A 24,425-nucleotide genomic window follows, 5' to 3' on the forward strand; every position below is an offset into this window, starting at 1 on the left:
AAGGTGTCAAGGGTGAGCGAGAAACCGGCTGTGAAGCTCGATACCAAGGCCATCGCCCGGGCCGCCCTCGAGCTGCTGGACGAGGCCGGGCTCGACGGACTGACCATGCGCAAGGTCGCCGCCGCGCTGAATGTGCAAGCGCCCGCGCTGTATTGGCATGTCAAGAACAAACGCGAACTGCTGGACGCCATGGCCCAGCACATCTTCGTGGCCGCCGTGGAGGGGCTGGAAGCGCCGCGCCAGGGGGTGGACTGGCGGGACTGGCTCATCGAACTCGCGCAGCGGCTGCGGCAGTCCATGCTGCGCTACCCGGACGGCGCGCGCGTCTCCGCGGGCACCTTCATCGATGACGAAGCCATGTGGCGCACGGTGGAATTGACCCTGCGCACGCTGGAGGACGCCGGACTGGCCCGGGATTCGGCCGAACGCGTCTTCCCCATCCTGCTGCACTACACCACCGGATTCGTCATCGAGGAGCAGGCGCGGACGGGGGTGGAATACGCCGAAAACCCTTATGCGGCGGGACAGCTGGAGCAGGCCGTCGATTCCGGCCGCTATCCGCGCACCGCTCGCATGATCGCGGGTTTCGCGGCCGTCGACCCCGATGTGGAATATCTCACCGGACTCCGCGTCATACTCGCCGGAATCGAGGCCGCGCCGGAGTAGCGGGCGCGCCCGACCGTGAAAACGACTGTTCCGGAGACGGGATTCAGCCGCGATCCGACGGGATCGCGGCTGACCGTTTGCGGGACTGTGGAATTCGATTACAGCTTGTCGGCGCGTATGCGGACCGCCGTGCCGTAGGCGCAGATCTCCTGGCCGATATCGGCGAAATCGTTGGCGTCGAAACGCATTGCCAGTACGGCGTCCGCGCCGAGCTCCAGCGCGTGCTCGACGAGACGCTGCCGGGCCTCCTCGCGGCTGTCGGACAGCATCTTGGTCATACCCTTGAGTTCACCGCCGAACATGGACTTCAGGCCCGCGCCCAGCTGTGAGCCGAGGTGGCGGCTGCGCACGGTGAGGCCGAAGACATCGCCGAGCACCTCGGTCACCTGGTAGCCGGGCAGATCATTCATGGTGCTGACGATGACGTGGTCCGTGCCGATGCGGCCGGTGGTGTGATCCTCGTTGACGCTCATGGCGTTTCCTCTCGTCGATGCGTACCCCTCGATCCTCGGTAATCGGGGGTGCGCTCGACATCGCCCGCAGGTCCCGAGCCGATCGGTCTCAGGTCCCGAATCGGGTCATCCCCGAGTAGCGCGAAAGTGCGAATCACCCCCCTCATCAGGATGATTCGCACCCTTGGTCAGCTGACGGGCGAGGCTTCCGGCTCGTCCTGCGCGCTCTGCCGCCGCAGCACCGAATGCTTGCGGCTGTAGGCGAAGTAGACGATCACGCCCAGCGCCATCCAGACCACGAAACGCAGCCAGGTCTCGATGGAGAGGTTGAGCATGAGCCACAGGCATGCCAGCGCCGCCAGGATCGGGACGACCGGAACGAAGGGGACGCGGAAGCCGCGCGGCAGATCCGGGCGGGTGCGGCGCAGGATCGGGACGCCGATCGACACCAGCACGAAGGCGACCAGCGTGCCGATATTCACCATCTCCTCGAGCGTGCCGAAATCCACGAAACCCGCGAGCAGGGCGCAGACGATGCCGACGATGACCGTCAGGCGCACGGGCGTGCCGTGCTTACCGGTGCGCGCCAGACCGCGCGGCAGCAGGCCGTCCCGGGCCATGGCGAACAGCACCCGGGTCTGACCCAGGAACATCACCATCACCACCGTGGACAGGCCCGCGAGCGCGCCGATGGAGATGATGTTCTTCACCCACATATCCCCGTGCAAGGCGAAAGCCGTTGCCAGGGTGGCATTTCCATTGGCCAGCGCGGTGTACGGGACCATACCGGTCAGCACCAGCGAGACCGCGACGTAGAGCACGGTGACGATCGCGAGCGAACCGAAGATGCCGCGCGGCACATTGCGCTGCGGATCGCGCACCTCCTCGGCGGTGGTGGCCACCACATCGAATCCGATGAAGGCGAAGAACACCAGGCTGGCCGCGGCCAGCAGGCCGTACCAGCCGAAACTCGTTCCGCCGGAACCGGTCAGGAAGCTGAACAGCGACTGATGCACCCCGCCCGCCTTCTCCGAGGGCTGCGACGGCGGAATGTACGGGGTGAGATTGGACGCCTTGAAATAGGTCGCGCCGACCACCAGCACCAGCGCGATCACCGCCAGTTTGATCCCGACCGCGATGGCCGACACCCGCGAGGAGAGTTTGGTGCCGGTCGCCAGCAGCACCCCGACCACGGCGATGATAAGCACAGCGCCCCAATCGAAATGGATCGAACCGAGTTCGAGGATGGGCGGGCGGGAACCCAGTACCTCACCGAGATACTGGGACCAGCCCTTGGCCACCACGGAGACCGCGAGCGCGAATTCCAGAATCAGATCCCAGCCGATGATCCACGCGATGATCTCGCCGAAGGTCGCGTACGCGAAGGTGTACGCACTGCCCGCCACCGGTACGGTCGAGGCGAATTCGGCGTAGCAGAGCGCGGTCAGCCCGCACGCGATCGCCGCGAAGACGAACGCCAGCGATACCGATGGCCCGGCCACCGTGCCCGCCGTGCGAGCGGTGAGGGTGAAGATGCCCGCGCCGATGACGACCGCGACGCCGAAGACGGTGAGGTCCTTGGCCGTTAGATCCTTGCGTAGCTTGGCATCCGGGTCATCGGTGTCCCGGATCGACTGTTCCACTGATTTGGTGCGGAATAACCCGCTGGTGATCGCCACTTCTGGTCTCCTCCTTGAAACTCCGGCGTCGCGGTCAGATGGTCCGCGGGATGGCGTCGAGCCGGCGCTCGGCGAAACGATTCGCCGCCGCCCCGGTGCCGATGCCGGAAGCCTGTGCCGCCGTGATGATGTCGCGGCAGCGGTCGTAGATGGCCGTCACATCGGATTCGATGGCGACGGGATCGGCGGCGCGCAATTCGCCCGCCACCTGCATGAGGCCGCCGGCGTTGGCGACGAAATCGGGGACCCAGGTGATACCGCGCTCGTTCAGCGACCGCTCCACCTCGGGGGTCGCGAGCTGGTTGTTGGCCGCGCCGCACACCAGTTTCGCTTCGATGGTTTCGGCGGTGGTCGCGGTGAGAATGCCGCCGAGGGCGCACGGGGCGTAGATGTCCACGGGTGCGGTGGCGACGGTGCTCAGCAGGCGAACCGACGGGTGCTGCCGCGAAATACGCTGTAGGGCCGCGTCATTCACATCGGTGGCGCATACCTCCGCGCCGTCGGCGAGCAGCATGGCGATGAGCTCGCCGCCCACCTTGCCGACGCCTTCGACGCCGACCGTGCGACCGGCCATCGACGGTGCGCCCCAGACGGATTCGGCTCCGGCGCGCATGGCGTGGAAGACGCCGAGCGCGGTCAGCCGGGCACTGTCACCGGAGCCGCCCGCTGCGGTGCTGCGGCCGGTCACGAACGCGGTGTGCTTACCGATGACATCCAAATCATCGGTATTGGTGCCGACATCGCCCGCCGTGATGTATCGGCCGCCAAGGGTATTGACGAACCGCGCGTACGCGGCCAGCAGTTCCTCGGTCTTCATGGTCGCCGGATCGCCGATGATGACGGCCTTGCCGCCGCCCAGATTCACCCCGGCCGCCGCGGCCTTGTACGTCATGCCCCAGGACAGCCGCAGCACATCCTCCAGCGCCGCCGATTCGCTCGCGTACGGGTAGAAACGGGTGCCGCCGAGCGCGGGCCCCAGCGCGGTCGAATGGATCGCGATGATCGCCTTCAACCCGCTCTTATCGTCCTCGCAGAACACGACCTGTTCATGGCGTCGCGAGCTCAGTTCCTGCGAACGGCCGAAAACGCCTGTCTCGGTGTGCATTGCGGTCACAATCGATTCCTCTCTGCATGCCGCATGGTGGCGGCGGGGGTGGTGCCGCTTGTGGCGGCATACCGGTTCACGCCGGGTGTGGCGGTACCGGTGTGGATCCCGGCCGAAAGCACGCCGGGATGACGAGACAGAGTCTGTGCGGAGGTTGGTGGGGGCGGCTCGCCATGTCAGTGGCATTCCGCACCGTCATCCCGGCATGGTCTTGGCCGGGATCCACACTCGCGGTGCGGAAACCTCACGCGGCGGATGTCAGTCGAGGCCCAGGTCGCGCAGGCCGGACCAGTACAGGTCGACGTTGGCGAGTTTGACGTCCTCGTAGCCGCGGACCAGGTCGGGGAGGGTGGCGGCCGCGGTGGCGGTGTCGTAGGTGTCGGGGGTCAGGGTGGTGGCGAGGCGCTGCACGAGGGCGGTGTAGTGGGCGAGCAACTCGCGCTCCACCTTTCGGACGTGAGCGTATCCGAAGGGGTCCAGGCGGGTCCCGCGCAGCGACTTCCCCTTGGCGAGAAGCTTCAGCGCCACATGGGATTTGGGGCCGAGGCCGATCTTCTTCTTGCGGCCCATCGCGCGCAGGATCGGCGGATGCAGTTTGTAGGTGAGGTTCTCGCCGTCGGGCACCTGTTCGCTCACCTGCGCCAGGAAGGCGGGATCCACCAGCAGGCGGGCCACCTCGTACTCGTCCTTGTAGGCGGTGAACTTGTGCAGGCCGCGGGCCACGGCCGCGCTGAACTCGGTGCGCTCGGTGACGGATCGTTCTGCCGCCCACACGGATTGGACCGTGTCCACATAGCGGCGGGCGACCTTGATGTTCTGGTAGCGCACCAATTCGGCGGCGCGCAGTTCCACCAGTCGGCGCACCTCACCCTCGAAGCCGGTTCCGGCCAGCAGTTCCGGCGGGAGCGCGGCCGGGGCGCGCTGCGGCGCAATCGGTTCGACCGCGGCGGCGAAGGCGGCGGGATCCGCGATCGCGACCCGGCCCCAGCGGAAGGCGGCGATATTGGCCCCCACCGCGACACCGTTGATGCCGATGGCCTCCTCGATCGCCGCGGCGGGCAACCGGAGTCCGCCGGTCTGGAAGGCCGCGCCGACCATCAGGAAATTCGCGGCGGCGGTATTGCCGAAGAGCTTCTCGGCCGCTGCCAACGCGTCGAAATGGCTCAGCGAATCCGACACCGCGGCAAGTCGATCCAGCAGTTGCGGCGTTTCCGGATAGCTGACCGACTTGTCGTACACCATGTCACCGGTGGGCGTACGGCTGGTGGAGGCGATCGCCACTGTGCCGGAGGGATTTCCGTACTGGAGGTTCTTCGGATCGGCGGCCGTCAGCAGATCGATGGCGATGACGCAGTCCGCGCTGCCCGGGGTGAGCCGGTTCGACGGCTCCAGCGTCGTGGTCGAGAACCGCAGATGCGATACGACCGGTCCGGCCTTCTGGCTCAATCCGATCTGATCCAGGCTCTCGACCTCGTACCCGGCTCGCAGTGCGGCCGTGGCCAGTACCTGGTTGACCGTGACGATGCCGGTACCGCCGATCCCGGCGAGCAGCACATTCTGCGTGCCCACCGGCGCGTCCAGTCCGGGATCGGCCACCACCGGCGGCTCGGCGCGCTTACGGGACTTCTTGCGCCCCTTGGCATCCGGAACCACCTCGACCGTCACGAACGACGGGCAGTCCCCGTCCAGGCAGCTGTAATCGGTATTGCAGGAGGTCTGATCGATCCGCGTCTTGCGCCCGAATTCCGTCTCGACCGGTTGCACCGAAAGGCAATTGGACTTCACACCGCAATCACCGCAGCCCTCGCAGACCGCCTCGTTGATCACCACGCGGGTATTGCGCACCGGCAGCGTGCCGCGCTTGCGCTGCCGTCGCGCGTCGGCGGCGCAGTGCTGGTCGTAGATCAGCACGGTGACGCCTTCGATCTCGCGCAGCGCCCGCTGCGCCTCGTCCAGCCGGTCGCGATGCCACAGCAGCGTGCCCTTGGCCAGTGCGCGCCGATTGTGCCGCTTGGGTTCATCGGCGCAGATGATGATCTGCTTGACGCCCTCGGTGGTGAGCTTATGCGTCAGCTGCGCCACCGACAGGATGCCGATGGCGTCCTGCGCGCCGGTCATGGCCACGACCTCGTTGTAGAGCAGTTTGTAGGTGATGTTCACCCCCGCCGCCACGCACGCCTGCACGGCCAGCTGCCCGGAGTGGAAGAACGTGCCGTCCCCGATGTTCTGGAACAGATGCGGCACATCGGTGAACGGCGCCTGGCCGATCCACTGACTGCCCTCACCACCCATCTGGGTGAGTCCGGTGACGGCGCTGTCGCCGCGGCCGGACATGGTCACCAGGGTGTGGCAGCCGATACCGCCGCCACCGATCGAACCCTCCGGAATCGCGGTGGAGCGATTGTGCGGGCAGCCGGAGCAGAAGTACGCGGTGCGCTTGGTGGACAGCACCTCCAGCGAAAGTGCGGGCGGGGCAGCCCTTTTCAGCTCGACGTGTGCGCGCAGCACCCGGCGCAGCGGAGCGAGGAGTCGCCCCGGGGTCAGTTCGCCGTCGGCGGGCATGAGCGGCGTACCGCGCTCATCCAGCTTGCCCAGAATGCGCGGCGCATCGGCCGTGCCGTACAGGATCTCGCGAATCTGCGTCTCGATGAACGCGGTCTTGTCCTCCACCACGATCACCTGCTCGAGCCCCCTGGCGAACGCGGTGACCTGCTGTGCCCCAACGGGATACGGCATACCGATGCGCAGTAGTCGAATCCCGGCGCGATGCAGGACCGCCTCGTCGACGCCCAGATCCAGCAGCGCCTGCCGCACCGCGTCGAAGGTGGTGCCGGTGGCGGCGATGCCGATCTTGGCGTCCGCCGGATTCACCTCGATGACATCGAGATCATTGAGCGCCCCGAACTCCCGCACCGTGGCCCAGCGCGGCCCGTACAGATCCGCCTCGGCCAGCACGCTGTCCGCCGGAGCCGCCATCGGCCGCTGCCGATAGACGAAAGGCTTCCCCTCCCACTGCACTTCGGGAATCGTGAGGGGTAGATCCGCGACCGTGGCATCTACCGTCCAGGCCCCGTCCGCGACATCGGCGACGATCTTCATGGCCACCACGCAGCCCGAAGCCCGCGACAGCGCGACCCCGGCCATACCCATGGTGATGATCTCTTCCGCATTGCGCGGGAACAGCACCGGCACACCCATGGCGGCCAGCGAGCGCTCGCTCACGGCGGGCACGGTGGAGGATTTCGAGGCCGGATCATCGCCGACCAGCAGCAGTACGCCGCCGCGGGCGTTGACCCCGTACATATTCGCGTGCCGGATGGCATCGGTGGCGCGATCCACGCCGGGGCCCTTGCCGTACCAGACTCCGATGACCCCGTCGTGGGTGGCGCGCCCGGCGGGCAGATCGGCTTGACTGCCCCACACCGAGGTGGCGGCGAGTTCCTCATTGAGTCCGGGTACGAAGGTGATGTCGTGCTCGGACAGCACATTCGGCATGCCGAGCAGCATTTTGTCGACCCCGCCCAGCGGGCTGCCCTGATATCCGGAGACGAAGGTGGCGACTCGGCGGCCGGCGCGGATATCGCGCACATGCTGTTCCACCAGTAACCGTGCGATGGCCTGCACGCCGGTCAACAGGACCGGTCCGGCGCCGGAGCGATAGCGGTCGGCGAGGTCGTACGGGGCGGCCGGTTCGGCCTGCTGCGATGAGGGGCAGGCAACGCTGGTCATGAACGGTCACCACTCTTTCCACAGCCCAGATCGTGAGCTGCAAACGACAGGGACTAAGCAATCGGTGCTGCGAAATCTGCCGTTAAGGGGTGATCTGTGTCAACAGAAGGGCAAAAAGTTGATCAGACTGCTCAAAAGTGATCTGCGGCACTTCTGCGCGTACAACATTCTGCTCGAGCGAGGGGAGACCCGGGTCACATCATGTCGGGTTAGTCGGTTTTGTCAGATGCTCGACGAGCGGCAGTGACCGGTACTCGATCGGGGTGGCGAGCGCCAGCATGGTCTCGGTATGCCGCACCCCGTGAATGGCGTGCACGCGCTGAATGATCCCCAGCAGATCCTGCTGCGACTGCGCCGCGATCCGCACCAGCAGATCCGAACGCCCCGTGGTGGCGTGCACCTCGAGCACATTGGGGAATTCGCGCAGCGCCTCGACAATCCCGTCGATCTTGTTCTGATCCAGTTCCACCCCGAGGAACGCGTGCACCGCGAAGCCGATCGCCTGCAGATCCACCGATGGCGGATAGCCGCGCACCGCCCCCGATGCCTCCAGCCGTTTCATCCGCGCCTGCACCGTATTTCGCGCGATCTGCAACCGCTGCGCCAATTCCAGGATCGGCGCTCGCGGATCGGCCGCCAGCTCCGCCAGCAGTGCGGCATCGAGTGCGTCGATCTTGATGGTCATGCCGCATTTTCGCATGGCGGAGGCGGCCAACTCGGGTGTGCCGGGAATGCGGCCGCGTAGGGGAACGGATACGCGGCCCCCGTGCTGTTCCGGGCGGGCCGGTTACGACACCGCTCCGATGAAGCCGCCGATAGCGGCACCGATGGCACAGCCGACAATGGCTCCGACCAGGAAGAACCAGATGCCGATCACAATGCCGACCAGACAGCCGACCGCTGCCCCGGCCAGTATCGCGCCGCCATTGGCATCGACGGTGTGCACGAAGGGCAGACCCTGGCTACTGGTCGCCGCGGCTGTCGGACCGCCCACCGGGGTGAGGGTCAATTCCGTGGCACTGGCCAGAGTCGGTGTGACGGAGAGGGATTGACCCACATCCGTCTGCAGGGTCGTCGGTATGGCGCCGACGATCGTGCCGTCGTCCGCGACCACCTGTACCGCGTCCGGGGTCAGCACGAAGTGGCCGGAGGCGAGGGTGACGAGGGCGTTCGAATGATCGGCGGCGAGGGTTGTGGTGTAGCCGACCTGGCCGTCCACGCCGCTGAGGGTGATATCGGCGAGACCGGCTTCCCCGTGTGCCGTCGCCATGGTGGTTACGGTGGCTGCGATCGCGAGAACCGCTGTGGCCACCAATTTCTTGATGAACATTGTCTTTCCATCCGTCCGGGTTTTCCTTTGCTGTTCCCCCGACGAACGGCACCGGATGTCTGTCGATTATGCGCTTGCGGAGGGTTAGCTGTCGATGGTTTTCCGATCTTGTGAGCGTCAAGGATTGCAATCAGCTCGAGCGGTTGGAAATACGTTGCGGGCGAACCGGATTGAATGGCGTTGTGCAGATCAGCAACGGGACAGCCATCGATGTAGACACCTCGCTGCATCCACTCGACGATCCGGTGCGGGCGTCGCTGCGCGGCGTACACGCCCGATTCGCCACCTGGGTGGGGCGAATCGGCCGCTACGACCCGGAGGTCGCGCGCTTCATCGGCCATCCGCCCGAGCTGGACGAGCAGGACTGGGCCGATCTGGCCACCGTGCTCGGCCCCGGCGGCGGCACCGCCCTGCGCGGCCTCGGCCATGAACTGCCGCCCGGCTGGATCGTGCATCAGGTGCTGGATTCGGTGCAGATGGACGGTTCGGGCCTGCGCGTCGCGCACGATCCCGAACTCGACATCCTCACGCCCGCCGACGTACCCGAGATGCTGGCGCTGATCGCCCGCACCGAACCCGGGCCGTTCGCACCCCGGACCATCGAGATGGGCACCTATCTCGGCCTGCGGGTGGACGGCCGCCTGGTAGCCATGGCGGGCGAGCGCATGCATCCGCCGGGCTGGACCGAGATCAGCGCCGTCTGCACCGATGCCGAATTCCGCGGCCGCGGTCTGGCTTCGCGTCTGGTGCGCGCGGTCGGCGCGGGTATCCGCGAGCGCGGTGAAATCCCGTTCCTGCACGCGGTCGCGCACAACACCACCGCGATCAGCCTGTACGAAACCCTCGGCTTCACCCTGCGCAAGCGCGGACAGCTGACTTTGGTGCAGGCTCCGGACTAGCGCGCAATCGATTGCGGCGCAGTTCGGTCACTCCGCCTGAAACGTCCCTTAAAGTCGCAATCGATGGTCACCCGAGACGGATCCGACCGGCGCTCCGCCGCAGTCCACCTACCCGCGCGGCACCGGATCGAGCTCGACCGCATTCAATTCGCTCACGATTTCGGGGTCGCCGTGCGCACGGCCCGCGCATCCCGAGGCTGGTCGGTGCCGTCCCTGGCCCGGCGGGCCGCGCTGTCGCGCGCCGAGATCGACGCCATCGAATCCGGGCTGCCCATGCCGGGCACGGTGCTGGCCCGCGTCGCGGCCACGCTCGGTATCGCCGTGCCATGAAAAACAGCTCAGGCCCGAGGTATACCTCGGGCCTGAGCTGTTGGGTGACCGACGGGATTCGAACCCGCGACAGCCAGGCACAAGATCGCAGGATTTCTGGGGGTCCTGACGCATCCTCGGGCAGCCCCGGATAGCGAGAAAACCGCAGTTCCATGGCGAATATCTGTGATGGTCCGCGTCCCGGTCGGTCCTCGATCGTCCTGCGGTGTCCGTGCTCAGAAATTGGAAATGAGTTGGAAAGGTTGTTCGGGCCATCGCAATGCCGGCGTGCCTACTCGGCGATACGTGCCCAGGCGCTCCGAACCGCGGCAAGCGCTTCCTCTGCGGTGATGTTCAGCCGGGTTTGCCCGGCTAGTTGCGAGTTCCAGTCGACTTCGGCTGGTGCGCGATCGAACAGTTCGGGGCTGGGGAGCCGGTTGGTAGGGCCGTACCGGCGATACAGTGCGCCCGCGTCATCGTCGATCGCGCCGATGTTGTTCAGCGCCCACAGATCCCAGAGATCGCGGGACGCACGGCGGTCGTGCCACGTCGCGGTCTTTCCGGCGACGAAGGCCGGCAGCGTGGGCACAAACAGTTCGGCCGCTGGCACGTCGCCATAGCGCTGTTCGAGACTGCGAAGTTCGGTGGGCCACAGGGCCCGGCCGCGTGCGGACAACAAACTGAACTTTTACCGATATGCCAGATGCAGTGCGAAGACTGGCGGCACCGGTATCCGGGACGTCGCTGAGTGGCGGCACCCATTCCAGCCGACCATAGCTACGTGCGACCGCACGCGGCAGCTCGACATCGAGCTCGGTCGCTAGGACTGTTCGATTCTCCAACGCGACCAGATCGATGTCCTCGCTGAGCCTGCCGCTGGCCAAATGTGTACGGGCGAGCGCGGTTCCGCCGATGAAATGCAGTCGGTCACCGAAGCGGCGGCCGATTGCGGCGAGTAGGTGGGAGATTAGATGGTCGCGCTCGACCTGCTCTGGAGATACGCCGAATTGAGCTGCGACACTGTCATGTTCATCGTTCATTCCCCACCCAGTCTTCTGCGCGACGAAGCGCCGAGCGCAGGCGCTGATCGGCCGCGAGCTGTGTAAGTCTCGTCGAATCGCTTCGGCGGTAAAGCGCGGTGATGGCCGCATGAACCTCTGTTCCGGCATTGCCCAGTTCCGGGCGCCGGGCGAGATCGAGGACGGTCTGTTCCGGCGTGGTGACCAGCATCGGGCCCAGCGGCGACTCGACGCGCTCGGCGTCGAGAACCTCGGTATCGCGGCGAACGAACCGAACGTGTGCGGGTCGGTCGGTCAGCGCGATCGGTCGGTGTTGAGTCGGAACCGCGATTACTGCTGTCGCCAGCGCGCGGGGTATCGCTCCAAGCACGCGCGCCGCGCTGATGCCCATGACGACAGCATGATCCGCCCCGTAAATCGAGGACGCGATACCTGCGGCCGCTGCCTCTAAGCCGGGCAGCCAAGTACGGCCGATGTAGTCCGGCGGGATGATGATGTAGTAACCGTGAGCGACACGGTGCAGCACGCCCCGATCCACCAGTCGCGCGACCTCGGGCCCCGGCTGTGCATAGATTTCGGTCAAGTCCTGCGGTCGCACTGTTCTCAGCGGTGCCCGCCAGAGTCGGCTCGGTAGCAAGGTGCTGTGTCGTTCGATCACCGCTAACACCATCCTTCAAACAGTATGCATTTCTTTGGCTATAACCCAATAAAATGCATACTACTGCCCCTAGGTTTCATCTTGCTAGCTACTCGGCCGGAGATCATCCGCATGCTCGAACGGTGCTCAACGCCTACGTCGCATGAGGAGGTTGGAAGAAATGGCTTCAGAAGTTGGTGAGAAGTTGGAAAGAGTTCGAGTAAGCAAAAGGCCCAGGTCGGAGAAATTTCTCCGACCTGGGCCTTCTCGGGTGACCGACGGGACTCGAACCCGCGACAGCCAGGATCACAACCTGGTGCTCTACCAACTGAACTACGGTCACCATTGCCGGTTGTTTCCGGCGCGGTAGATCGTATCGCGATCCGCCGCTGAGTACCTAATCGGCTGGTTAAGCGGTATTTCCGGTCGGTTTCCGGCTGAGTTCGGCCGCTACGACGGCGATCTCGGCGGTCGAGGGTCCGGGCGGGGCGACGAAGGCGGTGCGGCGGTAGTACTGCAGTTCGCGGATGGATTCCTGGATATCGGCCAGGGCGCGGTGGGCCAGGCCCTTCTCCGGCTGGCCGAAGTAGATGCGCGGGTACCAGCGGCGCGCCAATTCCTTGATGGAGCTGACATCGATCATGCGGTAGTGCAGGTGGGCGTCGAGGATGGGCATATCGCGGGCCAGGAAGCCGCGATCGGTGGCGATGGAGTTACCGGCCAGCGGTACCGTGCGCGGTGCGGGCACGTACTGCTTGATGTAGTCCATGATCTGCTGCTCGGCCTCGGCCAGGGTCACGGTGGAGCGGCGGACCTCTTCGGTGAGTCCGGAGCGCGCGTGCATCTCGGTGACCACCGGCGGCATGGCCGCCAAGGCCGCGTCATCGGCGTGAATGACGATGTCCACGCCCTCGCCGAGAATATTGAGATCACTGTCCGTCACGAGTGCGGCCACCTCGATCAGCTTGTCGCTGTCCAGGCGTAGGCCCGTCATCTCGCAATCAATCCACACCACTTTGTCTGACACTCGGGACACGTTAGTCGTTTCCCGGTCGGCGGCCCCCGCGCCCGGCCGCGTCGGGTCCGGTTTGCCACCCGACCGGGCAGTATCCTTTCGGCAAGTTCCGCGATCGTTTGTCGGTTTGGCTAGAGCAGACGGAGGACAGCGCGATGACCACCCCGCAGGAGAAGGCAGCGGCGGCCCGTAAGGCCGCGGAGGAGGCCGCGCGGATCGCGGCGGAGGCGGTGGCGGCGGCCGATGCCGCTGAAAAGGAAGCTGCCGAACAGGAAGCCGCCGATAAGGCCGCCGCCGAGGCGAAGGCCGACGCCCCCGCGAAAGCCGCCGACGGCAAGGCGGATTCGGGCTCGGCGGACGCGGGCGCACCGGATGAGGTCGCGGCGCAGGGGATCGCGGCCGGATACGCGTTCGAGGGGCTCGCGCTGGAATTGGGCACCGTCATGGTGGACGGAAAGGTGCATCCCGATGCGCGGGTGCGGATTCCGATGAAGACCATGAATCGGCACGGGCTCATCGCCGGTGCGACCGGTACCGGTAAGACCAAGACGGTGCAGGGCATCGCCGAGCAGTTGTCGGCGGCGGGGGTGCCCGTCGTGGTCGCCGATATCAAGGGCGATCTGTCGGGGCTGGCGCAGCCCGGGCAGTCCAATGACAAGATCCTCACGCGCGCACAGGAAACCGGTGATCCGGACTGGAAGCCGTCCGGGTTCCCGTGCGAATTCGTCTCACTGGGCACCGAGGGGATCGGGGTGCCGATTCGCGCCACCATCACCTCGTTCGGGCCGATTCTGCTGTCGAAGGTGCTGGGGCTCAACGAGACTCAGGAATCCACGCTCGGGCTGATCTTCCACTGGTCGGATCAGAACGGTTTCCCGCTGCTGGATCTGAAGGATCTGCGCGCGGTCATCCAATTCCTCACCAGCCCGGAGGGCAAGGAGGAATTGAAGGGGATCGGCGGTGTGTCCGCGACCACGGCGGGCGTGATCCTGCGCGCGCTGGTGAATCTCGAGGCCGACGGCGGTGACACCTTCTTCGGTGAGCCGGAACTGGATCCGGCCGATCTGCTGCGGGTGGCGGGTGGACAGGGTGTGATCACGCTGTTCGAATTGGGTGCGCAGGCGTCCCGCCCGCAGATGTTCTCCACCTTCCTGATGTGGGTGCTGGCGGATCTGTTCCAGACGCTGCCGGAAATCGGCGATATGGATAAACCCAAGTTGGTCTTCATCTTCGATGAGGCGCATCTGCTCTTCACGGGTGCCTCGAAGGCGTTCCTGCAGCAGGTCGAGCAGACCGTGAAGCTCATCCGATCCAAGGGCGTGGGCGTGTTCTTCTGCACGCAGCTGCCCACCGATATCCCCAATGCCGTGCTCTCCCAGCTGGGTGCGCGCGTACAGCACGCGCTGCGTGCCTTCACCCCGGAAGATCAAGCGGCGCTGTCGAAGACGGTGCGCACCTATCCCAAGACCGCCACCTACGATCTCGAAAAGGCGTTGACCTCATTGGGAATCGGTGAGGCCGTGGTCACCGTGCTCTCGGAGAAGGGTGCGCCCACCCCGGTGGCGTGGGCGCGCATGCAGCCACCGCGCTCGCTCATGGACACCATCGGCGACGATGGAATCCGTTCCAAGGCACAGCAATCCACGCTGTACAGCAAGTACGGGCAGACCATCGACCGGCAATCGGCCTACGAGATCCTGGCCGAGAAGCTGGCCAAGGCGGCCGAGGAGACTCCCGAACCCGCGCCGTCGCGCGGGCGGGCCAAGGCGCAGCCGGTCGATGAATCCATGGCCGAGAAGATCGTCAACAACACCGCTTTCAAGAATTTCCTGCGGTCGGCCGCCACCGTGGCCGGGCGCGAGATCGGCCGCAGCATCTTCGGCACCCGGAAGCGATAGCGGCACTGCCGGTTTCGGCGCTCAGTGGCCGATATCGCGGCGCATCAGATCCTCGATGGTTTCGCGGCGGACCAGCTCCCGGGTGCTGCCGTCGCGGACCGCGATGATGGGCGGGCGGCCGACGCCGTTGTACGACGAGGACAGGCTGTGGTGGTAGGCCCCGGTGCAGGGCATGGCGAGCACTTCGCCGGGGCGCAGATCGGCGGGCAGGCGGACGTCGGTGGCCAGGATGTCACCGGCCTCGCAGTAGCGGCCCGCGATATTGGCGGTCATATGCGGGCCGGTGGGGTGCCGATTGGCGACTACGGCCTCGTAGCGTGCGCCGTAGAGGGTGACGCGAGGATTGTCGCTCATCCCGCCGTCGACGGTGACGAAGGTGTGGCCGCCTTCGACGTGTTTGATGGACAGCACGCGGTAGAGCGTGATGCCCGCGCGGGCCACGATGGCGCGGCCGGGTTCCATGGCGATCGTGGGACGCGGGAAGGCATAGCGCGCGCAGGCCGCGTCCAGTGAATCCTCGATGATGTCCGCGAGTTCGGCCAGATTCATCTCGGCGTCGCCGGGGCGGTAGGCCACCGCGTGGCCGCCACCGATATCGAGGGTGCCGAGGGTGACGCCGTAATCGTCACGGATCCTTGCCATTTCGCCGATCATGCGACGGATGGCCTCCCCGTAGGGGAAGGTATCGTAGATCTGCGAGCCGATATGACAGTGCAGCCCGGCGAATTCCAGATTGGGTTGGCGCACAATGCGTTCCACGGCTTCGCTGAGCGCGTGGCTGCCGATGGTGAAGCCGAATTTCTGATCGGCGACCCCGGTGCGCACGGCCGGATGCCCGTGCACGTCGACATCGGGGCATACGCGCAGCAGCACTCGCTGCGGTGTGCTCGCCAGCGCCGACAGCAGGGTGATCTCGGTCAGCGAGTCGATGACCACGCGGCCGATTCCGCAGTTGATCGCGGTCTCCAGTTCGGCGAAGGGTTTGCCGTTGCCGTGCAACATGATTCGCTGCGGATTCACCCATGAGGACAGTGCGACGGCCAGTTCCCCGGCCGAGCACACATCGAGCGAGAGGCCCTCTTCGGTCACCCATTCCGCGACCGCCCGGGTGAGCAGCGCCTTGCCCGCGTAGAGCACCTCGGCGTCCGGGAATTGCCGCCGATACGCCTGGCAGCGGGAGCGGACTTCGGTCTCGTCCAGGATGTACGTGGGGGTGCCGTACTGGTCGGCGATATCGGCGAGCGCGACCCCGCCGACGGTGATGCGACCGTCGGCGTCGTAGTGCGTTTCCCGCGGCCAGACCGAGGGGTCGAGGCGAGGAAGCATGCCCCCCGACCGCAGCGACGGGAAAATGTCGAGCAGCGTCACGATGTCTCCTGGATGCGTCCCCGCTATTCCGTAGGCGGGGCCGAATCCAGGACTACGCCGGATCGGGCAGCCGGGGCATATCGGCTACGCGTCCTTGACGACCGGTCGCGTGATCTTGACGGTTTGCGCTCAGCTGCCGAGCTTCTTGTAGGCCGCGCCCGCGACCAGCGAGGTGATCGAGCGCGGGCCGAACTGCCCGGCCAGGCTCATACCCTTGCTGATCAGGCCCGGAACCACGCGCATCTTATTGCGGGCCAGGGCGTCGATGGTGATCTTGGCGGTGTGCGCGGCGGTGACCCAGATGAACTCCGGGATCTTGTTGCCGACCTCTTCCTGATCCGGATTGTCGGTGCGCACCGGGCCGGGGGCGAGCAGCGTGACGTGTACGCCGTGCTCCTTCATCTCCCCGCGCAGCGATTCGGCCCAGGTATTGGTGAACGCCTTGGACGCGGCGTAAGTGGCATTGTTCGGGATCGGCATATTGCCCGCCGCGGATCCGGTGACCAGGATGCCGCCGCTGCCGCGCTTGACCATATTCGGCAGCACCGCGAGCGAGAGGTCGTGCACGGCGACCGCGTTGAGCTCCATGATGTCCCGCTCATAATCCAGATCCAGCTTGGCCAGCGACCCGAAGGTGGCGACGCCCGCGTTATTGCACAGGATCGCGATATCGCGTTCGGCCAGCTCCTTGGCCAGCGGTGCGCGCTGTTCGCGGTTGGACAGGTCCACCGCGCGCACCTCGGCGGTGATGCCGTACCGCGTGCTCAGCCGGGTCGCCAGCTCCTGCAGCAGGTCCTCCCGGCGCGCGACCAGGATCAGCGAATACCCGCGAGAAGCGAGCTCCTCAGCGAGCGCGACCCCGATCCCCGAAGAGGATCCGGTCACAACGGCACGATTATCAGCGGTAGGCGCAGGCAAGCTCACGACCGAAACCCTACCCACTCCCACCCCGCCCGCACCCTCAGGTGCGGGGCTTGGGCTCCATGAAGGCGATGCCCCAGTCGAGGTGGCCGCGCCACACCGGGGCGATGCGGCCGCCCTGAACGGCGGGGCGGGGGTCGCCGATGGGTCCGCCCGCGGCGCGGATGGCCGCCACGGCGGCGTCCAGGTCGGGGGTGAGGAAGGCTACGCCCGCGAGATCGGCGGGCAGGCCGGAGCCGACGGCTTCGATGAAGGGTTCGCCGACGCGGTAGAAGGCCATTTCCGGGCCTTCGGGACCGCGCGGGAAGAAGCGGCGGCGCGGCGGAATGCCCAGTACCGCGGTGAGATTGGCCGCGCCTTCGTCCAGGTTCGGCATCCAGTAGACGACGTGATCGACGATCGTCACGCCGTTCGGGTGCACGGTGTCCGATGCGGAGCCGTTCGAGGCCCGGTCCGGCCGTGCCGTGGCCGGGCGTTGCGCACCGGCATCGGCCGCCAGGTACGGAACGCCGAGAAGTTCTGGGGCGGCGTATGTTTCGTCGAAGCCCCAGGCGGGTTCACCGATGGTGCAGGCGACGTGGCCGATCCGGAATTCGCCGTCGGCGACGGTGAAACCCAGGGCCGCCCAGGCCTGCTCGGTTCCGGGCAGGCCCAGGCGGGTGAGGGTGGGCATCAGAGGGCTGCCGCCAGCCGCGTGCCCTGGTTGATGGCGCGCTTGGCGTCGAGTTCGGAGGCGAGGTCCGCACCGCCGATGAGGTGGATTTGCACGCCCGCCGCCTTCAGCGGCTCCTCCAGATCGCGGACGGATTCCTGTCCGGCGCAGAGGATTACGTTGTCACATTCGATGACGGTGGGGCGCTGACGCTTCTCACCGAAGCTGATGTGCAGGCCCTTGTCGTCGATGCGCTCGTAGTTGACGCCGCCGATCTGCTCCACGCCCTTGGCCTTGACGGCCGCGCGGTGCACCCAGCCCGAAGTCTTGCCCAGATCCTTGCCGAACGAAGAAGCCTTGCGCTGCAACAGCACCACCTCGCGGGCGGCGGGGGAGGGCTTGGGCGCGGTGAGGAAGCCGCGGGCGTTCGGATCGTCGGAGACGCCCCACTCTTCCTTCCACTCGTCCAGCTTGAGGCTGGGATGCCCTTCCACGGTGAGGAATTCGCTGACATCGAAGCCGATGCCGCCCGCGCCGATGACGGCGACCTTCTTGCCGACCGGCTTGCCCTCGCGCACCAGTTCGGCGTAGGTGAGCACCTTCGGATGGTCGATGCCCGGGATATTCGGGATGCGCGGCTTCACGCCGGTGGCCAGGATGACCTCGTCGTAGCGGCCCTCGATGAGCTGCTGCGCGGTGGCGCGGGTATTGAGATGGACGTTGACGCCGGTGATTTCGAGCTGGCGGGTGAAGTAGCGAACGGTTTCGCTGAACTCCTCCTTGCCCGGGATGCGGCGGGCGATATCGAACTGGCCGCCGATCTTGTCATCGGCCTCGAACAGATCCACGTGGTGGCCGCGCTGGGCCAGGCTCACCGCGGCCGAGAGTCCGGCCGGTCCCGCGCCGACGACCGCGAACCGGCGGGTGCGGCGGGTGGGCAGCAGCTTCAGTTCGGTTTCGTGTCCGGCGCGCGGATTCAGCAGGCAGGACACGGTTTTCATCTGGAAGGCGTGATCCAGGCAGGCTTGATTGCAGGCGATGCAGGTGTTGATCTCATCCGTTCGCGCCTGCTGCGCCTTGCGCGCCCACTCCGGATCGGCCAGCAGTGGCCGGGCCAGCGACACCAGATGCGAATCGCCGCGGGTGAGGATCTCCTCGGCGGTCTCGGGCATATTGATGCGGTTCGACGCGCAGACCGGAATGCTGACAATGTCTTTGACCTTGGCGGTCCACTCCACGAACGCCGCGCGCGGGACCGAGGTCACGATGGTGGGGACGCGGGCCTCATGCCAGCCGATATCGGTATTGATGATGGTGGCGCCGGCGGCCTCCACATCCCGTGCGACATCCGCGATCTCGTCCCAGGTCTGGCCGTTCTCCACGAAATCGGCCATGGACAAACGGAATACGATGATGAAGTCGGGCCCGACGGCCTTGCGCACCTTGCGCACGATCTCCGAGGCGATGCGGCGGCGGTTCTCCGCCGAGCCGCCCCACTTGTCCTTGCGCTTATTGGTGCGCGGCGCCAGGAACTGGTTGATGAAATAGCCTTCACCACCCATGATCTCGACGCCGTCGTACCCGGCGAACTTGGCCAGGGCGGCGCAGCGCGCGTAATCGTCGATGGTCTGCTCGACGCCCTTGCTCGAAAGAGCGCGCGGGCGCAGCGGATTGATCGGGGCCTTGATGGAGGAGGCCGAAACACTGCCGGGCATATAGGAATAGCGGCCCGCGTGCAGGATCTGCAGCGCGATCTTGCCGCCCTCGGCGTGCACCGCCTTGGTGATGACGCGGTGCCGGTATGCCTCGGTCTTATTGGTCAGCTTCGCGCCCAGCGGCATCAGCCAGCCGGTGCGGTTGGGTGCGTAACCACCGGTGATGATAAGGCCCACACCGCCTTTGGCGCGTTCGGCGAAGTACGCCGCGAGCCGGTTGGTATGCCAGGCCCGATCTTCGAGACCGGTGTGCATGGAACCCATCACCACGCGATTGCGCAGGGTGGTGAATCCCAGGTCCAGGGGTTCGAACAGATGCGGATAAGCGCTCATTGCCGAGTGCCTTTCGGGTCGGACGCCTGCGACGGGGCTGTGTCGCGCGGCGGGTTGTCTTTGTGCAGAGCGGCAAGAATCTCGTCGCACCAGTCGATGAACCCCTCCTCGACGCGGATGCCACCGCGGAGGACGAGGTACTGGTGCAGGGTGCGGCCGGTGAGCTGATCCGGCGCGGGGTAGTCCTTCTTCTCGAAGGTGCGGTACAGGTCGAGCCGGTGCGCGTGCTCGTCGCGGTGGCGCTTGATCTCTGCGGCCAGGGCGGGGACGTCGCCGAGCGAGGCGGCGCGCAATTTCACGCCGAGCTCATTGCGCATCGGCGTGGTGTCCATGGGTTCGGCGATCCAGCGGGTCAGTTCCGCGCGGCCCGCGTCGCTGACGGTGTAGACCTTCTTATCGGGGCGGCCCGCCTGGGCGACGGCCTCGGCGGTGACCCAGCCCTGTTCCTCCATGCGCTTGAGCACACGGTAGATCTGCTGGTGGGTGGCGTTCCAGAAGAAGCCGATGGATTTGTCGAAGCGGCCGGCCAGGTCGTACCCGGAACTGGCGCGTTCGGTCAGCGATACCAGTAGCGCGTGTTCGAGGGCCATGCGGCCAGGGTAACTGAGACGGGACGTACTATGCAATTCAGTGCATAGGGAATGTCGTGCCGGAGATTCGCCCGGAAAATACCGAAGCGGGGCACCCGCGATGGGGTGCCCCGCTGACCCGTAGCGGGCCTGACTCAGCGTGCGGCGCGGGCCGCGAGCGCGGCGGCGACCAGCACCGTCACCCCCTCCACGATGGCGGTGGTGCCGACCGCGTGCGAGGCGGATAGCGCGGTGCTTCCGGCCAGGCTCAGGAAGACTGAACCGAAACTGGCGATGCCGACCACGATGCCCAACTGCACATTGGTGACCAGGATGCCGCTGGCGTCGGCGGCCAGGGCGAGCGGGATCCTGGCGGTGGTGCGGGCCATGAGCGGACTGAAGGACAGGCCGAAGCCGATGCCCATCAGGCCGAAGATCGTCAGCTCGAGCGGGCCCAGGTCGGCGCCGTCGCGCATGAGCAGGCCCATGATCACCATGGTGGCGGCGGCCAGCACCAGTCCCGCCGGAATCATGGTGGCGTGCAACCGTTCCGGGATGCGCTGCCAGTTCAGGCTGGCCAGGGCGAAGGTGATGCCCATGGGCAGGAACAGCAGTCCGGCGTGCAGGGCGGAGTAGCCGAGTGTGCTCTGCAGGTGGATGGCCATCACGAACAGCCAGCCGCCGAAGGTGCACATCACCACGAAAAGTGTTGCGGCGGTGAGCACCAGCCCGGGGGCGCGCAATACCCGATCGGCGAACAGGGGTTCACCGCCGCGGTGGTGCACCCAGCGCTCCACCAGCCAGAAGCCCGCGAATCCCGCTGCGGCGGCGGCCAATGCGATCCAGGTCCACACCGGCCAATCCTGCTCGTGTCCGAGCACCAGCGGCAGCACCAGCAGCAGGACCGCCGGAGTGAGCACCGCCAGACCCGCGAGATCCAGTTTGCGATCGGTGCGCGCGGTGCTCGGCAGGATGCGCGGTGCGACGCCCAGCAGCGCCAGCCCGATCGGCACGTTCACCAGAAATACTCCGCGCCAGGTGGTTCCGGCCAGATCGGAACTCACGATGAGCCCGCCGAGGATCTGCCCGACCACCATGCCGCCGGAGATGACGGCCGCGTACGCCGAAAGCGCCCGCGCCCGAGTGGTTCCCGTGAACGTCCGCTGGATCAGCGTCATCACCTGCGGCACCATCGCCGCCGACCCGATGCCCTGCAGGAACCGGAATACGATGAGCGGCCCCACACTCCAGGCCAATCCGCACGCCAGCGACGCGACGGTGAAGATCGCCAGCCCGGCCACGAACATGGTCCGCTGCCCGAACCGATCACCCAGCCGCGCCCCGGTGACGAGCAGCACCGCATAGGCGATCACATATCCGGAGACGATCAATTGCAGCCCGGAACCACTGGCGTGCAACGAGGTTCGCATGGCGGGAATGGCGACATTGACAATGGAGGCGTCCAGCACCGCCATGAACTGCCCGAGCAGGATCACGGTGAGAACGGCGAGCGCGCGGCGACCGGTTCCGGCGACAGCCGGAGCCGCCACCACCGGCGGTGATTGGGTCAGGCTCTGAGTCATGGGAATGACCATCCGCCGCCCCGGAACCGGGTACCAGGAGCCTGCTTATGCTGGTACTACCACCACCTGGATACGGGTGCGGATTACGACCAGTATGGAGAAGTGAATCCCGTAACCGGAAATACCGCAGCCGACCGGCGTGAGCACGGGGTTGGCCCCTTCGATGGGGACGGGAGGGTGTTGCGGATGGAGCTGGTTCCCCGGGATCAGGCCGAGGTCGCAGCGGTACCACCGGATACCCGGGCGGTGCGCAAGACGCGGCGGGATGAGTTGTCGGCGTTTCTGAAGTCGCGGCGAGCGCGGATCACACCGGGGGAGGTGGGGTTGCCCACCGGATCGCGGCGACGTACGCCGGGTTTGCGGCGGGAGGAGGTGGCGCAGCTCGCGGGGGTGGGGATCACCTGGTACACCTGGCTGGAGCAGGGGCGCGATATCCATGTGAGTATTCAGGTGTTGGAGGCGATTTCGCGGACGTTGTGCCTGGATGGTGCGGAGCGGGCGCACCTGTATCGGCTGGCGGATGTGCCGACGATTCCTGCGCCGCAGTTCGATGAGCCGGTGCCGGAGGAAATACAGGTCATTCTCGATCATCTGACACCGTTGCCCGCGGTGTTGCTTTCGGGCAAGTACGACGTGCTGGCGTACAACTCCGCGTATGCCGCGCTGTGCCCGGGTTTCGTGCTGGGGGAGCGGAACATTCTGCGCAAGGTGTTCCTGGCTCCCGAATGCTGCAATCCCTATGCGGCGCAACATGAGTACCTGGCTCGCATGGTCGGCTATCTGCGCGCCGCCTATGTGAAGAACCTGCACGATCCGGTGTGGACGGTTTTCATCGATGATCTGGTCGCCGCCAGTCCGCTGTTCGCGGAGATGTGGGCGCGCAATGACGTCGCGTTCCCGGTCGGGCGCATCCGGGTGATTCGCAATGTGGTCACCGGCGATATCGAGATGACTATGACCAGCCTGTCATTGCCGTCGATCGCGGGCGCGTGGGTGCAAATCCTGACCCCGGTCGACGAGGACGGCTGGATACGGCTGCGCGCACTGCTGGAAATGACGCAGGAGCAGCGGCGGCAACCCTGGGTGCGCCACTTCGAGCAGTTTCATCCCGAAGCGGTTGGCCGCGTGAGAATCCCGGCCGACAGCACGCCGGGATGATCGGTCGATCTCGCGGTTTACCAGCCGCAGGGCCCTACGCTCACTTTGATGACGACCGCGGTGTGGTTCCGCACCGCCGCGATCTGCTCGTCGGTCAGTACGGTGACATCCCGGGTTCCTCGGTCCTTCACCGTAGGCGTCGGATTCGAGAAGAACGACACACCTGCCCCACAGCCGTCCAGTCGTTCTCCACGTGCCACCGCGTAATCGACATCGGGATGTTGCGCCGCCCATCCGGCGTCGGCAACCTCCACCCTCTTCAATTGAATCGTGGGGATAGACACGACTGCCACGATGTCGGGGGCGGGTGCGGGCCCGATGAAATATGCTTCCGCGAGAGGCGGATTGTCGCCGTCATCGATGTTGACGATTCCGGTCCGAGTGAAACCGGCGACGGTCGCCTGTTCGACGATCCGTCGTGCCTCGTTCGGAGGTTGACTCTCGTGCTGCAGTCGGTAGTGCCCAAAAGCCAGTATTCCCAGCACAATCGGTAAACCAAGACCCCACCGGAACCACCCGCTGCCTCGAAATCTCACTTATAGGCTCCACTGCCATAGAGGATCTGGTCTGCGTATCGGACGACATTCACCGTGCTCTGTCCGTGCTCCACTTCGTTCGGCAGGAAGTTGCTACCACCCGTGGCTACCCCCTGTGACCGTCCCAACGTCCCGCCCGCGTTGTAGCCGGAACCCAGGAACTGATCCAATGGCGTCGTGCGCAGCTGCTGCGGTGCTTGGGATGCCGCGCCGTCATAGAGCATCTTCAAGTTGTAAGCGGTCATCTTCATCGCCAGATCATCATTGCCGATCAGGTCTTTGTATTCGTACCCCTGCAACTGGGGATATCTGTTCCGCACTTCGTTGAACTGATCCTTCTTCATATTGGTCAGACCGAGCGAGTTACCCGGGTCGTCCTGAAACATGGTCAATATATGGCCATGTTTCAGCTTCTCCCAGGTGGACTTGTCCGCACCTACCTGAGATGCGTTGTAGCGGGCCTGATCCCATAAAACCCCGGCCTCGGCTCCGTTCGGATTGATGCGAGACTTGAATGTCGACGGATCATCCAGGGCTGTGTAGAGGTTGCTCTTCTCGCCGGCGCTACCCTCCAGGCCGAGGCGCAGCGGCGCACCCTCTTGAAGAGCCATGGCAAGCACCAAATCTGGATCGACACCCGCCTCGTTTCCGTACTTGACCGCCTCCTTGGCCCAACTGGTTAGCTGCGGACCGTATTTGTCGAGCGCACCGGTGTCAACGGCCGTAGTCGGTGTCGGCGGTGCGGTCCATGTAGCGGCGACATGGGGCGGCGTCGTCGGTATCGGGTCCATGGGAACATGGGAAATATTCGGGTCGTCGAGCCGCACAGGTCGGGGTAGTGAAGCCATACCC

General features: G+C 65.9%; 22 protein-coding genes, 1 tRNA gene and 1 pseudogene. 5 read left to right on the forward strand and 19 right to left on the reverse strand.

Annotated features, from left to right (window positions below):
- Window positions 1–12: 12 nt before the first annotated feature.
- Window positions 13–666: a TetR/AcrR family transcriptional regulator C-terminal domain-containing protein gene (locus AB0L82_RS01205; protein ID WP_364629176.1), complete on the forward strand. Its 654-nt coding sequence runs from the start codon at window positions 13–15 to the stop codon at window positions 664–666.
- Between the two features lie 98 nt (window positions 667–764).
- Here AB0L82_RS01205 and AB0L82_RS01210 read toward each other — a convergent pair whose 3' ends face one another.
- The 6 genes from AB0L82_RS01210 to AB0L82_RS01235 form a co-directional block, all read right to left on the reverse strand.
- Window positions 765–1,139, reverse strand: a complete 375-nt coding sequence (locus AB0L82_RS01210; protein ID WP_364629179.1) for a YbjQ family protein — start codon at window positions 1,137–1,139, stop codon at window positions 765–767.
- Window positions 1,140–1,306: 167 nt separating this feature from the next.
- The gene (locus AB0L82_RS01215; RefSeq protein ID WP_364629182.1) at window positions 1,307–2,797 is read right to left on the reverse strand and encodes an amino acid permease; all 1,491 of its coding nucleotides are present in this window, start codon (window positions 2,795–2,797) and stop codon (window positions 1,307–1,309) included.
- A gap of 34 nt (window positions 2,798–2,831) precedes the next feature.
- Complete coding sequence (locus AB0L82_RS01220) at window positions 2,832–3,902, reverse strand: Glu/Leu/Phe/Val dehydrogenase dimerization domain-containing protein (RefSeq protein WP_364629185.1); 1,071 nt, start codon at window positions 3,900–3,902, stop codon at window positions 2,832–2,834.
- Between the two features lie 258 nt (window positions 3,903–4,160).
- Complete coding sequence (locus AB0L82_RS01225) at window positions 4,161–7,631, reverse strand: indolepyruvate ferredoxin oxidoreductase family protein (RefSeq protein WP_364629188.1); 3,471 nt, start codon at window positions 7,629–7,631, stop codon at window positions 4,161–4,163.
- A 199-nt stretch (window positions 7,632–7,830) separates the two neighbouring features.
- The gene (locus AB0L82_RS01230; protein WP_364629191.1) at window positions 7,831–8,316 is read right to left on the reverse strand and encodes an Lrp/AsnC family transcriptional regulator; all 486 of its coding nucleotides are present in this window, start codon (window positions 8,314–8,316) and stop codon (window positions 7,831–7,833) included.
- 102 nt (window positions 8,317–8,418) lie between these two features.
- Complete coding sequence (locus AB0L82_RS01235; RefSeq protein WP_364629194.1) at window positions 8,419–8,961, reverse strand: hypothetical protein; 543 nt, start codon at window positions 8,959–8,961, stop codon at window positions 8,419–8,421.
- 188 nt (window positions 8,962–9,149) lie between these two features.
- On the opposite strand from AB0L82_RS01235, the gene AB0L82_RS01240 reads away from it, so the two are divergent.
- Together AB0L82_RS01240 and AB0L82_RS01245 are read left to right on the forward strand one after the other, a co-directional pair.
- Window positions 9,150–9,860, forward strand: coding sequence for a GNAT family N-acetyltransferase (locus AB0L82_RS01240; protein ID WP_364632707.1), 711 nt, complete (start codon window positions 9,150–9,152; stop codon window positions 9,858–9,860).
- Window positions 9,861–9,923: 63 nt separating this feature from the next.
- Complete coding sequence (locus AB0L82_RS01245; protein WP_364629197.1) at window positions 9,924–10,190, forward strand: helix-turn-helix domain-containing protein; 267 nt, start codon at window positions 9,924–9,926, stop codon at window positions 10,188–10,190.
- 271 nt (window positions 10,191–10,461) lie between these two features.
- On the opposite strand, the gene AB0L82_RS01250 is transcribed toward AB0L82_RS01245, so the two are convergent.
- The 5 genes and pseudogenes from AB0L82_RS01250 to orn form a co-directional block, all read right to left on the reverse strand.
- The gene (locus AB0L82_RS01250; RefSeq protein WP_364629200.1) at window positions 10,462–10,845 is read right to left on the reverse strand and encodes a nucleotidyl transferase AbiEii/AbiGii toxin family protein; all 384 of its coding nucleotides are present in this window, start codon (window positions 10,843–10,845) and stop codon (window positions 10,462–10,464) included.
- Between the two features lie 31 nt (window positions 10,846–10,876).
- Window positions 10,877–11,209, reverse strand: a pseudogene (locus tag AB0L82_RS01255) (nucleotidyl transferase AbiEii/AbiGii toxin family protein); the annotation flags it as partial.
- Window positions 11,199–11,771: a type IV toxin-antitoxin system AbiEi family antitoxin gene (locus AB0L82_RS01260; protein WP_364629203.1), complete on the reverse strand. Its 573-nt coding sequence runs from the start codon at window positions 11,769–11,771 to the stop codon at window positions 11,199–11,201. The gene AB0L82_RS01260 and the pseudogene AB0L82_RS01255, both read right to left, overlap by 11 nt.
- 324 nt (window positions 11,772–12,095) lie before the next feature.
- Window positions 12,096–12,168 (reverse strand) — tRNA-His (locus AB0L82_RS01265).
- A gap of 66 nt (window positions 12,169–12,234) precedes the next feature.
- A complete protein-coding gene (gene orn / locus AB0L82_RS01270; RefSeq protein WP_364629206.1) occupies window positions 12,235–12,852 on the reverse strand; it encodes an oligoribonuclease in 618 nt (205 codons plus the stop codon).
- A gap of 143 nt (window positions 12,853–12,995) precedes the next feature.
- On the opposite strand from orn, the gene AB0L82_RS01275 reads away from it, so the two are divergent.
- Window positions 12,996–14,738 (forward strand): helicase HerA-like domain-containing protein, encoded by a 1,743-nt coding sequence (locus AB0L82_RS01275; RefSeq protein WP_364629209.1) that lies wholly within the window; start codon window positions 12,996–12,998, stop codon window positions 14,736–14,738.
- Between the two features lie 21 nt (window positions 14,739–14,759).
- Here the strand turns inward: AB0L82_RS01275 and lysA are convergent, their stop codons facing one another.
- The 6 genes from lysA to AB0L82_RS01305 all read right to left on the reverse strand — a co-directional run bounded on the left by lysA (window position 14,760) and on the right by AB0L82_RS01305 (window position 21,879).
- Window positions 14,760–16,106, reverse strand: coding sequence for a diaminopimelate decarboxylase (lysA, locus tag AB0L82_RS01280; protein WP_364629212.1), 1,347 nt, complete (start codon window positions 16,104–16,106; stop codon window positions 14,760–14,762).
- Between the two features lie 129 nt (window positions 16,107–16,235).
- Window positions 16,236–17,030 (reverse strand): mycolate reductase, encoded by a 795-nt coding sequence (cmrA, locus tag AB0L82_RS01285; RefSeq protein WP_364629215.1) that lies wholly within the window; start codon window positions 17,028–17,030, stop codon window positions 16,236–16,238.
- A gap of 37 nt (window positions 17,031–17,067) precedes the next feature.
- Window positions 17,068–17,700, reverse strand: coding sequence for a hypothetical protein (locus AB0L82_RS01290; protein WP_364629219.1), 633 nt, complete (start codon window positions 17,698–17,700; stop codon window positions 17,068–17,070).
- Window positions 17,700–19,727, reverse strand: a complete 2,028-nt coding sequence (locus AB0L82_RS01295) for an NADPH-dependent 2,4-dienoyl-CoA reductase (RefSeq protein ID WP_364629222.1) — start codon at window positions 19,725–19,727, stop codon at window positions 17,700–17,702. The genes AB0L82_RS01290 and AB0L82_RS01295 overlap by 1 nt, the downstream gene beginning before the upstream one ends.
- Window positions 19,724–20,317 (reverse strand): PadR family transcriptional regulator, encoded by a 594-nt coding sequence (locus AB0L82_RS01300; RefSeq protein ID WP_364629224.1) that lies wholly within the window; start codon window positions 20,315–20,317, stop codon window positions 19,724–19,726. Before AB0L82_RS01300 ends, AB0L82_RS01295 begins: the two co-directional genes overlap by 4 nt.
- A gap of 134 nt (window positions 20,318–20,451) precedes the next feature.
- Window positions 20,452–21,879, reverse strand: coding sequence for an MFS transporter (locus AB0L82_RS01305; RefSeq protein ID WP_364629227.1), 1,428 nt, complete (start codon window positions 21,877–21,879; stop codon window positions 20,452–20,454).
- A 186-nt stretch (window positions 21,880–22,065) separates the two neighbouring features.
- On the opposite strand from AB0L82_RS01305, the gene AB0L82_RS01310 reads away from it, so the two are divergent.
- Complete coding sequence (locus AB0L82_RS01310) at window positions 22,066–23,037, forward strand: helix-turn-helix transcriptional regulator (protein WP_364629230.1); 972 nt, start codon at window positions 22,066–22,068, stop codon at window positions 23,035–23,037.
- 17 nt (window positions 23,038–23,054) lie between these two features.
- On the opposite strand, the gene AB0L82_RS01315 is transcribed toward AB0L82_RS01310, so the two are convergent.
- Entirely contained in the window at window positions 23,055–23,522 is a 468-nt protein-coding gene (locus tag AB0L82_RS01315; RefSeq protein ID WP_364629233.1) for a hypothetical protein, read from the reverse strand.
- A 47-nt stretch (window positions 23,523–23,569) separates the two neighbouring features.
- Window positions 23,570–24,364 (reverse strand): hypothetical protein, encoded by a 795-nt coding sequence (locus tag AB0L82_RS01320; RefSeq protein ID WP_364629236.1) that lies wholly within the window; start codon window positions 24,362–24,364, stop codon window positions 23,570–23,572.
- Window positions 24,365–24,425 lie beyond the last annotated feature (61 nt).

This window comes from Nocardia sp. NPDC052001 (assembly GCF_040680615.1).
Taxonomy (GTDB): Bacteria; Actinomycetota; Actinomycetes; order Mycobacteriales; family Mycobacteriaceae; genus Nocardia.

Bases quoted from the DNA above. Each gene is read 5' to 3' on its own strand.
- AB0L82_RS01210 (WP_364629179.1), bottom strand. From the start codon at position 1,139: ATGAGCGTCAACGAGGATCACACCACCGGCCGCATCGGCACGGACCAC.
- AB0L82_RS01235 (WP_364629194.1), bottom strand. From the start codon at position 8,961: ATGTTCATCAAGAAATTGGTGGCCACAGCGGTTCTCGCGATCGCAGCC.
- AB0L82_RS01275 (WP_364629209.1), top strand. From the start codon at position 12,996: ATGACCACCCCGCAGGAGAAGGCAGCGGCGGCCCGTAAGGCCGCGGAG.
- AB0L82_RS01295 (WP_364629222.1), bottom strand. From the start codon at position 19,727: ATGAGCGCTTATCCGCATCTGTTCGAACCCCTGGACCTGGGATTCACC.
- AB0L82_RS01220 (WP_364629185.1), bottom strand. From the start codon at position 3,902: ATGCACACCGAGACAGGCGTTTTCGGCCGTTCGCAGGAACTGAGCTCG.
- AB0L82_RS01230 (WP_364629191.1), bottom strand. From the start codon at position 8,316: ATGACCATCAAGATCGACGCACTCGATGCCGCACTGCTGGCGGAGCTG.
- AB0L82_RS01300 (WP_364629224.1), bottom strand. From the start codon at position 20,317: ATGGCCCTCGAACACGCGCTACTGGTATCGCTGACCGAACGCGCCAGT.
- AB0L82_RS01305 (WP_364629227.1), bottom strand. From the start codon at position 21,879: ATGACTCAGAGCCTGACCCAATCACCGCCGGTGGTGGCGGCTCCGGCT.
- AB0L82_RS01245 (WP_364629197.1), top strand. From the start codon at position 9,924: ATGGTCACCCGAGACGGATCCGACCGGCGCTCCGCCGCAGTCCACCTA.
- AB0L82_RS01320 (WP_364629236.1), bottom strand. From the start codon at position 24,364: ATGGACCCGATACCGACGACGCCGCCCCATGTCGCCGCTACATGGACC.
- AB0L82_RS01310 (WP_364629230.1), top strand. From the start codon at position 22,066: ATGGAGCTGGTTCCCCGGGATCAGGCCGAGGTCGCAGCGGTACCACCG.
- AB0L82_RS01225 (WP_364629188.1), bottom strand. From the start codon at position 7,631: ATGACCAGCGTTGCCTGCCCCTCATCGCAGCAGGCCGAACCGGCCGCC.
- AB0L82_RS01290 (WP_364629219.1), bottom strand. From the start codon at position 17,700: ATGCCCACCCTCACCCGCCTGGGCCTGCCCGGAACCGAGCAGGCCTGG.